The organism is Nocardia sp. NPDC059154 (assembly GCF_042755705.1).
In the GTDB taxonomy this organism is placed as follows: Bacteria; Actinomycetota; Actinomycetes; order Mycobacteriales; family Mycobacteriaceae; genus Nocardia.
This window is the reverse complement of record NZ_JBHZCS010000035.1, coordinates 37,131-50,715: the sequence shown is the minus strand read 5'-3', so window position 1 is coordinate 50,715 and position 13,585 is coordinate 37,131. Positions and strand designations below refer to the sequence as shown.

Annotated in this window: 12 protein-coding genes; 4 read left to right on the top strand and 8 right to left on the bottom strand. The window is 68.1% G+C overall.

The window, feature by feature from the left end; genetic code table 11:
• Positions 1-440 precede the first annotated feature (440 nt).
• Together ACFXN1_RS28000 and mftF are read right to left on the bottom strand one after the other, a co-directional pair.
• Positions 441-1,793, bottom strand: coding sequence for a GAF domain-containing protein (locus ACFXN1_RS28000; RefSeq protein WP_379399465.1), 1,353 nt, complete (start codon positions 1,791-1,793; stop codon positions 441-443).
• 389 nt (positions 1,794-2,182) lie between these two features.
• Positions 2,183-3,580 carry a mycofactocin biosynthesis glycosyltransferase MftF gene (mftF, locus tag ACFXN1_RS27995; RefSeq protein WP_379399466.1) on the bottom strand — a complete coding sequence of 466 codons (1,398 nt, stop codon included), beginning with the start codon at positions 3,578-3,580 and terminating at the stop codon, positions 2,183-2,185.
• 374 nt (positions 3,581-3,954) lie between these two features.
• Here mftF and mftR2 point away from each other — a divergent pair, with 374 nt between their 5' ends.
• On the top strand, positions 3,955-4,575 hold the full coding sequence (gene mftR2, locus ACFXN1_RS27990; protein WP_354836466.1) for a mycofactocin system transcriptional regulator MftR2: 621 nt from the start codon (positions 3,955-3,957) through the stop codon (positions 4,573-4,575).
• Positions 4,576-4,647: 72 nt separating this feature from the next.
• On the top strand, positions 4,648-5,703 hold the full coding sequence (locus tag ACFXN1_RS27985) for a 2Fe-2S iron-sulfur cluster-binding protein (protein ID WP_379399467.1): 1,056 nt from the start codon (positions 4,648-4,650) through the stop codon (positions 5,701-5,703).
• Between the two features lie 109 nt (positions 5,704-5,812).
• Here the strand turns inward: ACFXN1_RS27985 and ACFXN1_RS27980 are convergent, their stop codons facing one another.
• The 6 genes from ACFXN1_RS27980 to ACFXN1_RS27955 all read right to left on the bottom strand — a co-directional run bounded on the left by ACFXN1_RS27980 (position 5,813) and on the right by ACFXN1_RS27955 (position 11,313).
• Complete coding sequence (locus ACFXN1_RS27980) at positions 5,813-6,397, bottom strand: transglycosylase SLT domain-containing protein (RefSeq protein WP_379441853.1); 585 nt, start codon at positions 6,395-6,397, stop codon at positions 5,813-5,815.
• A gap of 327 nt (positions 6,398-6,724) precedes the next feature.
• Positions 6,725-7,504 carry a DNA alkylation repair protein gene (locus tag ACFXN1_RS27975; RefSeq protein WP_379441855.1) on the bottom strand — a complete coding sequence of 260 codons (780 nt, stop codon included), beginning with the start codon at positions 7,502-7,504 and terminating at the stop codon, positions 6,725-6,727.
• Positions 7,505-7,559: 55 nt separating this feature from the next.
• Complete coding sequence (locus tag ACFXN1_RS27970; protein WP_379441856.1) at positions 7,560-8,648, bottom strand: hypothetical protein; 1,089 nt, start codon at positions 8,646-8,648, stop codon at positions 7,560-7,562.
• 115 nt (positions 8,649-8,763) lie between these two features.
• Positions 8,764-9,909, bottom strand: a complete 1,146-nt coding sequence (locus ACFXN1_RS27965; protein WP_379442007.1) for a lipase family protein — start codon at positions 9,907-9,909, stop codon at positions 8,764-8,766.
• Positions 9,910-10,099: 190 nt separating this feature from the next.
• Positions 10,100-10,726, bottom strand: a complete 627-nt coding sequence (locus ACFXN1_RS27960; protein WP_379399597.1) for a TetR/AcrR family transcriptional regulator — start codon at positions 10,724-10,726, stop codon at positions 10,100-10,102.
• Positions 10,727-10,959: 233 nt separating this feature from the next.
• Positions 10,960-11,313 carry an SPW repeat protein gene (locus ACFXN1_RS27955; protein ID WP_379399471.1) on the bottom strand — a complete coding sequence of 118 codons (354 nt, stop codon included), beginning with the start codon at positions 11,311-11,313 and terminating at the stop codon, positions 10,960-10,962.
• A gap of 157 nt (positions 11,314-11,470) precedes the next feature.
• Between ACFXN1_RS27955 and ACFXN1_RS27950 the strand changes: the two genes are divergently transcribed.
• On the top strand, positions 11,471-12,691 hold the full coding sequence (locus tag ACFXN1_RS27950) for an NAD(P)/FAD-dependent oxidoreductase (protein ID WP_379441857.1): 1,221 nt from the start codon (positions 11,471-11,473) through the stop codon (positions 12,689-12,691).
• A gap of 114 nt (positions 12,692-12,805) precedes the next feature.
• Positions 12,806-13,585 (top strand): glutamate racemase, encoded by a 780-nt coding sequence (locus tag ACFXN1_RS27945; RefSeq protein WP_379441859.1) that lies wholly within the window; start codon positions 12,806-12,808, stop codon positions 13,583-13,585.

Genomic DNA, 13,585 nt, shown 5'->3' with positions numbered 1-13,585 from the left:
GGCGAATTGCTATGTCGACCAACGGTTTTCGGGCATCGCGAAATAGACCTGGGTGCGCTCGGCTGACGAGGGCGCACCAGGTCGCGAAAAATCGCACCGCCCTGGGTGATTCGACGAATGCGCGGCGAAGTCCGCGCGTGATCCAACTAGTGCTCGAAGCGGCCGGGCCTGCTGGCTCTCCGGCCTGGATGCGAGTGCCTCCGGGTCATCGCATCCGGGGTGTCCTGCTGCCGATCTCCTCCAACTGTCACCTGCATCACAGGGATGCCGTTCATGCATGTGGACACTAGGCGTTTACACAATAAAAAGGAACTTTTTCCCGAAAAAAAGTTGGACGAGCGTCTAGTTGGCCGACGGCATCGCGCCGAGAACGCGATCAATGTGGGTACGACCACATGACAAGGCGGCGGTGTGACCGACCACACTTTCGGATGTGGAGACTATGAGTCGAAACGTTGCAACTGCGTTGCATCGGCGCCCATGCGCCGATCCAGCACGCGAATCTTGGCCTCGATCTGCGCATACAGCGGAGACTCACGATCGACGGTGGCGCGATAGGCCGCCCACGCGGCCGCATCGTCACGGCCCTCGGCACCGGATGTCCACCGACTCAAGACCGAAGCGTCGCCGGAACGTAATACAGCGGTGCGCAGACGCACCCGCAATTCATCGCGAATGTCTATAACTCCAGGCGCCGTGGAACGCGGCAGCACCGGACCCGCGTAAAGCCGGACCGCCGAATCCACATCCCCGGAATCCAGCGCGGCGCGCAGCGCCTCCACATCCGTGGCGATCGGCACGCGCAGTCGATAGGGACGCGAGCCGAACACATTCGACCCGACCACCGAACGCAAACGCGACATGGCCGCGCGAATGGTGGCGTTGTCCAGATCCGCATCGTCCAGCAGCAGCGCCAGGTGATCGGCCGACAGGCCCTCGGTGTGCTCGGCCAGCAGCAGCAGGATCTCGGCATGCCGCTGCGACAGGGGGACTCGCTCCCCCGCCACCGTCAGCTGCGGCTGGCCCAGCCCGAGCACCTCCAGGCCCAGCCGCTCGGGCGCCGGCGCATCGGCGTTCGAACGGCGATCCTGTCCCGAACGGACCGCGGCCAGCAGCAGATCCATCTCCGCGGCGGTCGCGGCCGCCTTCACCAGCGCCAGGATCTCCGGGCGCGCTACCCGCACCCCGCCGGCGATCATCAGCACGCCCACCAGGCGGCCGTCCGGATCGTGCACCGGCGCCGCGGCTCCGGTGATCTGGTGCATGCGATGCAGGAAATGCTCGGGCCCGTGGATCCAGGCCGCGCGGCCGGTGCGCACCACCAGGCCCACCGCATTGGTGCCCACCCGGCGCTCGCTCAGGTCATTGCCCTCACGCAGGCCCGCCTCCGCGGCCGCCTGCACCCGATCGGCATTGCCGTGCACCGAGAGCACGCGGCCGAACTGGTCGGCCACCACCACGATCAATCCGGTGCTGGTCGCGTCGCGCAGTAGCAGCTTGTCCACCAACGGCATGACCGAGGCGATCGGATGCGCGTCACGGTAGCGCTCGAGGTCGGTGCCGCGCAGGCCACGACCGTCTCCGTCGTCCATCGGATCGACGCCGCCGCGCAGACTGCGCAGCCATGACTCGAGCACCATCGGCCGCAGCAGGCCGGGCAACTGCCCCAGTTGATCCCCGCCCACACTGAGATATCCGTGCGCCTGGGCGGCATATGTTTCGAGCGCCCCGAGTTGACTGCCCGGTTCGACGCCGTGGTTGGGTTGCCCACCACCTGCGAGATTGCTGACCATTTGCCTTTCTTTCCGCCCCGAAGAGTACCCGCGCACCGAGAACCTCAAGGCGGAAGCCGGACGTTTGTCCGGCAGGTCACACGCCAACAGGCGCCCAACAAAATGTGAGCTACACAGCATTTTGTTAAACACGGCGTGTTCAATGCTGGCGCGGCGCCCGCGCGTCGCTCCTCGCCCGGGAGGGTTGCGGTGGCGCTGCGGACCGGGTCACGGCCGCTCGCCGAGGCTCGAATCCCTTGCGGTGAGCAGGATTTCACGGCTGTGCGGTGCATCGAATGTACCGCCCCGCTCCCGGGCACTGTGCCCGGGTGAGTCTGTGGAGGACATCGACCCGACCGACCTCGACCGCTTCGCCCACGGCTTCCCGCAGCCCGGGAGCAGTGTCGAGTTCAGCTCGTCGGCAGGGTCGGCTTCAGCGCCGCCGCGCTGCGAATGCGGGCCGCACCCCACCATAGACCCGTCCCGTAGGCGACATCGTCCAGCCGCCGGCACAGCACATACCGGACCGGGTCCAGGCTGCCCGGCTCCCGGTGGGTGAACCAGTCCGCCAGGCCCTCGGCCATGGCCAGGGTGAACGCGATATGACGGACCCGCCGCGAGCACAGCATGCCCAGCAGCGTGATCGGCCAGTAGTGCCGGCACATGGCCGTGGCCAGCCGCCACACGCCGCCGGTGAAACCGCGCGTCAGATAGATGGCAGCCACCCGGGTCGGATTGTCCAGTCCGGCGAAGACCCGGCGTAGCCGGACCAGGGTGGCGCCCAGCGTCAGCAGACCGCCGAACACGCCCCAGCGCGACATCGTGCTCAACAACACCGCGGACACCGCGGTCCAGATCGGTAGCGACAGCGGCGCGGCCAGGCCGGGATGCCGCTGGGCCAGCGGCGCGACACCGGTCCCGTGGGTGACCTTGTGGGCGAACCACTTTCGCAGTGACACCGGATTGCTGTGCGCCACCCGGGCGGCCGGTTCGTAGCGCAGCCGCCAGCCCGCGCGGTCCAGCCGCCAGCACAGGTCGACATCGCCGCCCGCCGCCATGGTCTCGTCGAACCCGCCCTCGCCGAGTAGCGCCAGCCGGCGCACCAGCACCGCCGAACTCGGCACGTACGGCACCGGGCCGTGCGCGTGCACCGCCGACTCGCGGCGGCCCCGATGCACCGAGCCGCGGGTGTGCTCATAGCGGGCCAGCAGGGTGGAATCCGGATCCATGGCCAGGATGCGCGGGGCCACCAGCGCCACCTTGGGATCGCTGAAGTGCCCGAGCATGACTTCCAGCCAACCGGTGCGGGGCACCACCTCCGGGTCCAGGAAGGCCACGAATTCGGTTGCCGCGGCCCGTAATCCGAAATTGCGGGCGGCGGCCGCCCCGTACCGGCGGTCGCGGCGCAGCACGGTGATCCGGCAGCGGCTTCTGGCATCCGGAATCTGCACCGGCTGATCGGAGCCGTCATCCACCACGATCACCGTGTGGCCGCGCAGCGCCGACAGCAGCCGGGACAGCTCGGGAGCATTGTTGTGCACCGGAACGATCACGGTGACGTCCTCCAGCGACGGCAGCAGCCGCGGGCGCGGATTCGCGACGCCGGAATCGAGAAGACGTCTGGCAACCCGAGCCGACGCGGGGTCGGTCACCTCGAGGTACCCGTCACCGATCAAGGCCGCAGCTTCCGGGGCGAGCCGCAGCAACCTCGTCGGCGTGCCGCCGACCAGGAGCCGTCCACCGGAATAAGTGCGCACCCTGGGATCGATTCGCACCCCGAAACCATCGGGAAGGCGATCATGGCGCATTCCCGAATGCTAAGTCAGCCAACCACTGGCAATGATGATTGGCGCGCTGGCTCTGTCTAATTTGCCCCTCCGCTTCGCTCCGGGGCGGGTTCGCGGCCCCGAGGTCTCGATTCTTCCCTCCTCCGCTCCTCCGCTTCGCTCCCCCGCTCCGTCAGTCCAGAATCGAGACGGCCGCGAACCTCCGGGGAGCTTCTGACAGGTACTCGAGAAATGGAGGATCTCGGCTCGGGATTCAGCCTTGTCCACGCATCGGACCGTAGCTCGACAGCCGGAGTCCGGCGCGCTCTACACTGCGGGAGGAAAATCGGCAGTTGAACAGGTAGGGGACGGAAATCCGTGCCCGTGGTGGTCGAGGCGGTATGGGAGTCGGGCGCATGCAGACAGGCGGGGGCGGTAACACCCTCTCGGAATCCGAGATCGTCGAGGCCGCCCTGCGGGTGGTCCGGCAGGACGGGGTGGAGAAGCTGTCCATGCGACGGCTCTCCCGCGAACTCGGAGTTTCGCCGATGGCCCCCTATTACTACGTCGCCGACAAGCGCGAGCTACTCGATCTGGTCGCCACCGCCGCCCTCACCGGCGTGCGCAAGCCGCCACCCGAATTCGGCACGTGGCAAATGCGATTGCGGGATCTGATCGACCAGATCGACGAGAAATTGCGCAAGCACCCGGGTCTCGGCGACGTGTTGATCGAGCAGATGCTCGGCAAACAGCTGGACCTGATCGCCGCCGTCATGGAAATCCTCTTCGACGCCGGTTTCGACGAGCGCAATGTGCTCTCCGCCTATGCCACCATCCACACCTATCTGTTCGGGCGCTCGAAGGTGAACCCGCGCGATCGGGCGGGCCTGCTGGACCGGGTGCTTCCGGAGGCGGTGGAACGCGCCACCAAACACCTGGCGGATCTCCGCGGCAAGTACTCCTACGACTTCTCGATGGACGTGCTGATCGCGGGCCTGGAAGCTCAGCTTGTCCGGCAGCGGGACGGCCACGTATAGTCAAACTAGAACACGTTCTAGTTTAGGTAGACTGCACCGGCTGCCCAGCACCGCCGGGTTCGAGAGGATACTATGACCACCGTCGACGTACCGCACAGCTCGCGATCGGCCGTGCTGCGGGTCTCCGCGGTCATCAACGAGACGGCCGACTCCTGCTCGCTGGTATTCGACGTGCCCGAGGACCTGCGTGAGCGCTTCACCTACCAGCCGGGCCAGTTCCTGACCCTGCGCATCCCCAGCGACCTCACCGGGTCCGTCGCCCGCTGCTACTCGCTGGCCAGCTCGCCGCACACCGACGACAAGCCCAAGGTGACCATCAAGCGCACCGTCGACGGGTACGCGTCGAACTGGGTGTGCGACAACGTGAAAGCGGGCGACTCGCTCGAGGTGCTGCCGCCCTCGGGCGTCTTCACCCCCAAGAACCTCGACGAGGACCTGCTGCTGTTCGCGGCCGGCAGCGGCATCACCCCGGTGATGTCCATCCTCAAGTCGGCGCTGGCCCGTGGCAACGGCCGCATCGTGGTCGTCTACGCCAACCGCGACCACGACTCGGTCATCTTCGCCCGGGAACTGCGCGAGCTGGCCGACAAGCACCCGCAGCGGCTGGTCGTGATCCACTGGCTCGAGCACCTGCAGGGCCTGCCCACCACCGACGCCTTCGCCACCCTGGTCGCGCCCTACGTCGCGCACGAGGCGTTCATGTGCGGCCCCAAGCCGTTCATGGACCGCGTCCACGACGCCCTCGGCCAGCTCGGGATGCCGCGCAACCGCACCCACGCCGAGGTCTTCAACTCGCTCTCCGGCGACCCCTTCGCGGAGGTCGCACCGAGCGAGATCACCGCCGAGGAGGCCGCCGACGCCGCCAGCGTCGAGGTCGAACTCGACGGCGAAACCCACGAGATGACCTGGCCCCGCAGCCAGACCCTGGTCGACATCATGCTCGCCAAGGGCCTCGACGTCCCGTACTCCTGCCTCGAAGGCGAATGCGGCTCCTGCGCCTGCACCGTCCTCGAAGGCGCAGTGGAAATGGAGAACGCCGAAATCCTCGACCCCGAGGACATCGCCAACGGCTACATCCTCGGCTGCCAGGCCCGTCCGGTGACGGATCACCTGAAGATCCAGTTCTGACGAGCCCGCGAAAAGCGAAATGTGGCCGCCGCGTCGAAAACGCGGCGGCCACATTCTTATTCGAGGGGTGCGGCGTTGAACCCCAGAGCAACCGAAAAGCCGGTGCTGCCTAGTACGCCGAGAAGACGTTGTCGATGGAGCCGTAGCGGTGCGCCGCGTAGTTGCAGGCGGCGGTGATGTTGGCGACCGGGTCGTAGATGTCCCAGGACGTTCCGTCGACGTGGTACGCCTGGAAGGTGGGATCGATCACCTGCATCAGGCCCTTGGACGGGATGCCCGCGGCGGCGTTGGAGTCGTACAGGTTGATGGCCTGCGGGTTGCCACCCGACTCACGCTGGATGTTGCGGAAGACGCCGTCGTAGCTGCCGGGGATGCCGTGCTGGCCCATGACGAAGAGGGCATTCTGGATCCAGCCGTTCAGGTCGTTGCCGAAGGCCGGGGGGAGGACCTGGTTGAACGGGGCCGGGAGGCCCTGGACGGCCTGACGGACCTGGTCCTGCTGCGCAGCGGGGAGGCCCTTGTCGAGCTGGGTGGCCTGCTGCTGGACCTGCTGAGCGGTGGCCTGGAACTCGGGCGGGACGCCGTTGATGTCGGCGGCGGCCGGACCGGCGGCGATCACGGCCGAGACGGCCAGGGCCGCGGCGGCTGCGCCGGTGATGGTCTTGACGGGCTGGGCGAACAGGTTTCGTTTCATGGTGGTAACAGGCGCAGAGCTCACCACGGCGGGCACCCGGAGGGACTCGCCGATGCACTGCATGGATTGTGATGTGCAAGTGGCGGAACGAGATCTGGGATATTTCCCAGCTATCAACGTTCAGTCACGCTCCCGCCGAAGGCGGCGGTCTCTGCGTGGTAGTCACCGGCTCATTTCGAGCTGGTATCGGCCTTCACCGACTGATCACAGACTGATCTCGCCAAGTAAACGTAATCTGAACACAGGATGAACACTCAGTGCGAACTGGCGGAGTGGTTCGTCACAGCAATCCGACAGCGTCATCCGCCGGGCGCGTTTCGCCGCGGATCACCGCTGCGCGCGGTACTTCGCCCGCTGTTCGGGAGCGAGATGCTCGGTCGCGTAACTCAGTGCGGTACGGCCCATATCCGCCGCGTGCGCGTCCAGAAATCCGGTGAGAATCGCGGAATCCACCCGCTTGCCGATCTCCCGCAGCATCCAGCCCATCGCCTTCTGGATCAGATCGCGGCGATCGGAGAGCAGGCGTTCGCACAGCTCGAGCGTGGTCGCGGTATCACCCTGCTTGATGAACGCAAATGTCGTCAGCAAGGCCACCCGCCGCTCCCAGAGCGAATCCCCCGATGCGAATTCGTCGAGCAGGTCCCGGGGACGTTCCAACAGCCACGGGCCGAGAATGAACTCGGCCGAGGAATCCACCAGATCCCAGTTGTTCACCCGGCCGCGGCGCACGGCCGCCACATACAGATCGACGATCTCCCGTTGTTGCGCCGCATCACCGCTGCGATTGTGTGTCCCGCCCCCGCGTTTGCGTGTCGCCCTGGCCATTTCGCCGTTCAGAATCACCAATCCGGCCAGCCGGTGCTCGTGCACCGGACTGTCGAGCAACAGATCGATCTCCGAAAGCGGCAGGCCGGCAAATTGTTTCACCGCCTTCCGGGTCTGCGGAACCCGGACGCCGATGAATACATCCCCTTCCCCGTACTCACCCGGCCCGGTTTTGAAGAACCGCTGCAGATTCACCGCGTCGGCCGGATCGGCGAAGGCCGCCAATTCCGCCCGCATCGCGGCCGCCGTCAGGGTTTTCGACGGCACGCCGGTTCCGCTCATCGCGCCTCCTGCGTCCGTGGGCCGGAGAGACTGTCGATCGAATCCTAGATCTCTATCAAGCGGTTTCAGCCGCGGCCTGTAACAGCACCTCGCCGAATTTCCGCATGTGATCCGCTCCGCCGTACCAGGCCGCCACCAATTCCACGGCCGCGGTGCGGGTGCGCCGCGCGACGTCGGCCAGTTCGGCAACGGTGATCTCGCCGGATTCGACCGCCGCCGCGGCCACGTCCAGATCGTGGCTGGCCACCAGCAGCCGCATGATGTGGTGCAGATCGATGGTGGCGTCACCGGTCCGGAACTCGGCGCCGGCCCTGGTCGCGGCCGTGGTCGAATCCTGCTGCGCCACAGCGGGCTCCGGAGCGGCACGCCGCCGGGACTTGACGCTCGCCGGACGCTCGGGCTCGGCGGGCGAAGCGGGTGCGCTCTCCCGCAGCGAGGCCGCGACGGCCTCCAGGTCCTCCATGCGGGCGGGGGTTTCCATGCGGGCGGAGCTCTCCAGCCGAGCCGGCGGCTCGGGGTCCGGCGCGTGCCGGCGACCGGTGGGAGCCTCGAGGTCGACGGGCCGGCTCGCCGCGAATACATCCTCGTGCACACCGGAATGGGCCGCGAACGGCGAGCCATTGGCCGCGGGGCGCACGGCGATCGTCTCGTTGTCCGCCACGGGCGCCGCCGCGTAGGGCTCGCTGTCGAGGGCGGCACTGGTGAACGATCCGCTGTCGGACACAGATCGGGCGTAGGGCGACCCGTTGGTGGCGGGTCGTACGGCGAAGGGCTCGCCATTGGTGGCGGGCATCGCGAGCGGTTCGCTGTCGGTGGTGATCCGAGCCGAGAACGGCTCGCTGTCGGCGGCGAGCCGGGCGGCCACCGCCTCCGGGTCCGCGGTGCGCTGCGGCAGATCGGGGGCGATCCGGCGCGGCAGCGCATCGGGTTCCGGTGTGGCGCGCAGGGTTACGGGCGCGGTCGACCACTGCACGGCCTGCTCCTGGCCATTTCGGCCCGGGCCGGCGTAGCTGCCGGTGTCGATGCCGGTCAGCACCGGGTTCGGCGACGTGCCCGGTGACTGGGTATCGGGATGGGTGAGTCGGTAGCCCGGCTGGCGCGCGGGGCGCGAATCCCCCGGGCCGGTGGTGAAATCGGCATCCATGGCCGACATTCTTACCGGCCCGCGGGAAGGGGTGCGACTCGGGCTGGGGCCGGGGCGTGCGCATGGTCACCGCGAAACCGGCTCACGATCAACAGTATTGGGGTGTTGACGCCGCTCAGCAATTGCTCGGAGCGGGTTCGCCGCGCAACCGCGCGTCGATCCACCACAGTGCGGCGGGCAGTCCCAGCACCGCCGCCGACAGATGTTCCGGAGACGGATTCATATCCATATCCAGCCGCACCCCGGCCGCGCAATAGCGATGATCGGTATTCACGATGGCGTCCACCGGAATCAGCGGATCACTCGGCGAATGCCATTCGAAGATGGGTGTATTCGGCACCCCGTCGTACAGTTCCAGGCTGTTCTCCTGCAGCACCGACATCACCGCCGGATCGTCGATCAGCGAGGTGCTGGCCGCGAATTCGCGCGCACTGTGCCCGGCGCCGATCGCCATGATCTGATTGGTGCAGCCATTGGCCATGGCATTACGCGCCGCCAGGCCGGCCGCATTCATCTGGGTGCTGATCGGCAACCGGTCCGGATACTCCCGCTCCAATCCGATGGCCGCCGCCATCGCCAGCCCGAACGCCGGATGCGGTTGCAGGCCAAGGGCGTTCACCATCTTCACCAGATTCGTCGGCACGCCGCCCGTGGCCGCGCCCGCGATCTCCAACTCCGGCGCATAGCGGGGCGCGAGCGCCGCCGCCCACGCGGTCGCCATGCCGCCGCCGGAATATCCGGCCATCGCCACCCGGCTGTTCGCCACCGCCAATTCCGGCAGCCGCTTCGCCGCGCGAATACCGTCCAGGGTGATCATCCCGCCCAATCTGGCCGCACCGTAGGCGGAATTCGGGCCCAGATGATCCGGCAGCGTCACCGACCAGCCGCGCCGCAGCGCCACATTCAGCGCGACCGCCTCGCGCACCTGCAGCTTCGGGTCGTCGGTGTACAGCACCCGCGACACCGCGCATTCCGAGCCCAGGCCGTTGATGATGTGCTGATACGACAGCAGCGGCCCGTCCGGCTGATGCTCGCGCGGGGTGAGCACCGTGGTGACCGCCGCGATCGGAGCGCCCTCGGAGCTGGTGGACCGGAATTTCACCATCGTGACCGTGGTCTCGGGAAATATCAGCAGCGGCGGCATCGGCCGCACCGCCAGCACGTCGCCCGGATCATGGCCGGCAATGTCGGCCGGTTGCGCGTAGAACGGGTCCGGGTCGGGCGCAGGATAGATCGGATCCGCGTGCGCCGCGGGTGTCATGCCCACGAGCGCCAGACCCGCCGCCAGGATCCCGAAACCACGCAGCAACAACTTGGCATTCATCAGGTCCTCCACGAACTTCGCAGTGGGAATCAGACGATTACCCCACAACGAGTGTGGTTCGGGAGTTCTCCAGAAGAAACAGCGACACGCCAGCAAACACTCTCGGTCGCTCTGGATTCCCGCCGGCTCAACCCAGATGGGTCATGCCCGCCGCCACCACCTGCGCCACATTCAGAATCTCGTCGGCCGTCGGCAGCGGCACCCCGTCCAGGGCGTGCAACCGATCCGTACTCGCGATGGCCAGCATCGCCGACACCCACGCCGCCGCACACGCCCGCAATGTCCCCGGCTGCACCGGGGCCGGCGCGCTCGCCGCCAGCACCCGCGCCGTCGCGTCCAGCAGCTGATCCCGCATACGGCGCAATTGTTTCCGCACATCCGGGTGGGTATCGGCCTCGCGCCACATGATCACCCGCAGCACCGAGGAATTGTTCTCGCGCAGATTCAGCGCGGCATCCATATTGACCAGACTCTTCGCCGGATCACCCGGCACCACCACCGACTCGATATCGTCCAGCGGCTGCGAGGGGACCCGCTCGGCCATGAGCGCCGACAGAATCGCACCCTTGGTCGGGAAGTAGTAGAAGACGAGGCCCTTGGGCACCCCGGCCTCCTCGGCGATGGACGCCGTGGGAGTCGCGTCGAATCCATTGGCCGCGAAAAGCCTTTCGGCGGCATCCAGGATGAGCTGGCGAGCGTCACCATCGACCTTCTTGCTGCGACGACGGCCCACCCGGCGGGGCGCGGGTCCCACATTGCGCAGCAGTTCAGACTCTGCTGTGCGCGGCGAATCCGATTCCGCCTTGCGTGATGTGGGCACTGCTCGACTTCCTCCTCACGCTTCGACGCGGAGGCGGCCGCCACCGGTCGGCGGACGTAGACGACAAGCATAACGCGCGGACGCGCCGACCTCGCTGCGTCTCCCATGATCACGAGGGCTGTGCACCCGCGATCACGGAGAGCCGAGGCCGGCGCGCCGCGAATCGGTCAGTGATGCGCCGCTGCGCCGAAGCGGCCCGACACCTCGGGCATCTCCGCCAGCGCGACCACGACCGTCAACACACCCACGATCCACGCGACCCAGGATGCGCCGCTGTAGGAGTGGAAGTTCATCACCCACGGGGAGATGAACATCAGGATGCCCAGCACGCCGAGCGCGTAGCCGACCATGCCGGTCGCCATTTCCGCGATCTGCGCCAGGCCCGCGAGTGCGACCAGCACGCCGAGCACCACAAGGGTCCACAGTGCGCGGTTGCTGTGCGCCACCCAGATCGGGGACAGCGCGGCGATTGCGCCGAGCACGACCGTCATGGCCTGCTCCGCGCGACTCACGGTGAACATGGAATGCCTCCTTTGAAAGGCCAGGGAATATGTTCTGATCCCGTTGTATTCCTGATTGACCGCCCGATCAATAAATGCCCGGATACGATTGGGCCGCATCTCGGGTGTGACGGTCGACACGTCGGCGCGTGACCTCGGGAACCGCTATGGTTGGCGCATGTCGCAAGCGGTAGAACACGTTCTAATTGTCGGCGCGGGCCTCGCGGGACTGCGCACGGCCGAAGAGCTGCGACGTGGGGGTTACACCGGCGAACTCACCCTGCTGGGCGACGAGAACCGCGCGCCCTACGACCGGCCGCCGCTGTCCAAACAGTACGTGCGCGGCGAAACCGACGACACCGCCCTGCGGCCCGCGGAATTCTTCACCGAGCAGCACATCCGGTTGCGGCTGGGAGTCGCCGCCACCGGCGTCGACACCGCCGCCCGGCGGGTCCGGCTCTCCGACGGCAGCGAAGCCGGATACGACGCCCTCGTGATCGCCACGGGTTTGCGGCCGCGGCGAATCCCGGGTCTGCCCGAGGTCTCCGGCGTCCACGTGCTCCGCTCGCACTCCGACGCCCACGCCCTGCGCGAACACCTCGGCAGCGCACGCAAGGCCGTCATCGTCGGCGCGGGCTTCATCGGCTGCGAACTGGCCGCCAGCTTCCGGTCCCGCGGCCTCGCGGTGACCATCGTCGAACCCCAGCCCACTCCCCTGTTCGCCGCACTCGGCGAACAGGTCGGCGCGCTGGTGGCACGGCTCCACGAAACCGAGGGCGTCGAACTGCGGTGCGGGATCGGCGTGGAATCGCTTGTCATCGAGGACGACTCGGCGCTTGCCATCGAGGGCGACACCGTCCGCGGCGTGCGGCTGACCGACGGCAGCGTGATCGACGCCGACCTGGTGGTCATCGGCATCGGATCGGTGCCCGTCACCGGCTGGCTGGACGACTCCGGCATCCCGCTGGCCGCGCCCGCCGAGGGCGGCGGCGTCCTCACCGACGACACCGGACGGAGCAGTGTCCCGGGCGTCTGGGCGGTCGGCGACGTGGCCGCCTGGCCGCACGCGAGCGGCCGCAACAAGCGCGTCGAACACTGGACCAATGCCGGTGAGCAGGCCCAGGTGCTGGCCGCCGCGCTGCTGGGCGCCGACCGGTCCACCGAGGTGCAGGTGCCCTACGTGTGGAGCGACCAGTACGACATGAAGATCCAGGTGCTCGGCATCCCGGCGCTCGCCGACGAGGTGCAGATCGTCGAGGACAAGGGGCGGAAGTTCCTCGCCCACTACCTGCGCGGCGGCGAACTCGTCGCGGTCGTCGGCGCGAGCATGGCCGGCAAGGTCATGAAGGCCCGCGCCCAGCTCGCCGCGGCCCTGCGCCCCTCGGCGGCGGTCGGCTGAGCCTCTCTACGGCGGTCGGCTGAGGCTCTCCACCGCGGTCGGCTGCGCCACGCCCACGCGGTTTTTCGACCCGCGGTTCGCGGCGGAGGCGGTTCCTTCACTACCGTGCAGGGTGTGATCGTCGCGCTCATCGACTCCGGACTGGGGCTGCTCCCCACGGCCGCCTGGTTGCGGAAGCTGCGGCCCGATCTCGACCTGCTGCTGCTCAACGACCCCGACGGCGCGCCGTGGGGACCCAAGCCCGAGCAGTGGGTCATCGACCGGGTACTGGACACCGCGCGCCTCGCCCTGGGCGAGGGCGCGGAAGTCATTGTGCTGCCCTGCAATACCGCCAGCGTGCAGGCCCTCGAACACGTCCGCACCATGGTCGGCCCCGGCGTGCCGGTCATCGGCACCGTGCCCGCCATCAAACCCGCCGCCGCGGCCTGCCGGAAGGTGGCGGTCTGGGCGACCGCGGCCACCACCGCCAGCGCCTACCAGGCCGACCTCATCGCCCGCTTCGGCGGCGACGCCGACATCACCGGCGTCGCCTGCCACGGCCTGGCCGACGCCATCGACCGTGGCGACCTCCCCGTCATCGCCGACGCCATCGCCGACGCCGCCGCCCGCACCCCCGCCGACACCGAGGGCATCGTCCTCGGCTGCACCCACTACCCCCTCGTCCTGGACGACATCCTCACCGCCCTCCCCCCGGGCGTCCGCGTCTTCGACAGTGCCGAAGCCGTCGCCGGCCAAACCCTCCGCCGCATGGACGCCCTCGACCGCCCCACCGCGGGCGCCGCCACCGTCCGCGTCCTGGCCTCCGGCCGCACCGCCCAACTCCCCACCGCTGCAGCCGCTTTCGAGTCCGGCCGCCTCCTCGGCGCGACAGCCTCGCAGGCGCAGGTCTGCTGA

Excerpts from the sequence above, each read along its gene's own strand:
- ACFXN1_RS27985 (WP_379399467.1), top strand. The coding sequence starts at position 4,648 with ATGACCACCGTCGACGTACCGCACAGCTCGCGATCGGCCGTGCTGCGG.
- ACFXN1_RS27965 (WP_379442007.1), bottom strand. The coding sequence starts at position 9,909 with ATGACACCCGCGGCGCACGCGGATCCGATCTATCCTGCGCCCGACCCG.
- ACFXN1_RS27950 (WP_379441857.1), top strand. The coding sequence starts at position 11,471 with ATGTCGCAAGCGGTAGAACACGTTCTAATTGTCGGCGCGGGCCTCGCG.
- mftF (WP_379399466.1), bottom strand. The coding sequence starts at position 3,580 with ATGCGCCATGATCGCCTTCCCGATGGTTTCGGGGTGCGAATCGATCCC.
- ACFXN1_RS27980 (WP_379441853.1), bottom strand. The coding sequence starts at position 6,397 with ATGAAACGAAACCTGTTCGCCCAGCCCGTCAAGACCATCACCGGCGCA.
- ACFXN1_RS27970 (WP_379441856.1), bottom strand. The coding sequence starts at position 8,648 with ATGGATGCCGATTTCACCACCGGCCCGGGGGATTCGCGCCCCGCGCGC.
- ACFXN1_RS27955 (WP_379399471.1), bottom strand. The coding sequence starts at position 11,313 with ATGTTCACCGTGAGTCGCGCGGAGCAGGCCATGACGGTCGTGCTCGGC.
- ACFXN1_RS28000 (WP_379399465.1), bottom strand. The coding sequence starts at position 1,793 with ATGGTCAGCAATCTCGCAGGTGGTGGGCAACCCAACCACGGCGTCGAA.
- mftR2 (WP_354836466.1), top strand. The coding sequence starts at position 3,955 with ATGCAGACAGGCGGGGGCGGTAACACCCTCTCGGAATCCGAGATCGTC.
- ACFXN1_RS27975 (WP_379441855.1), bottom strand. The coding sequence starts at position 7,504 with ATGAGCGGAACCGGCGTGCCGTCGAAAACCCTGACGGCGGCCGCGATG.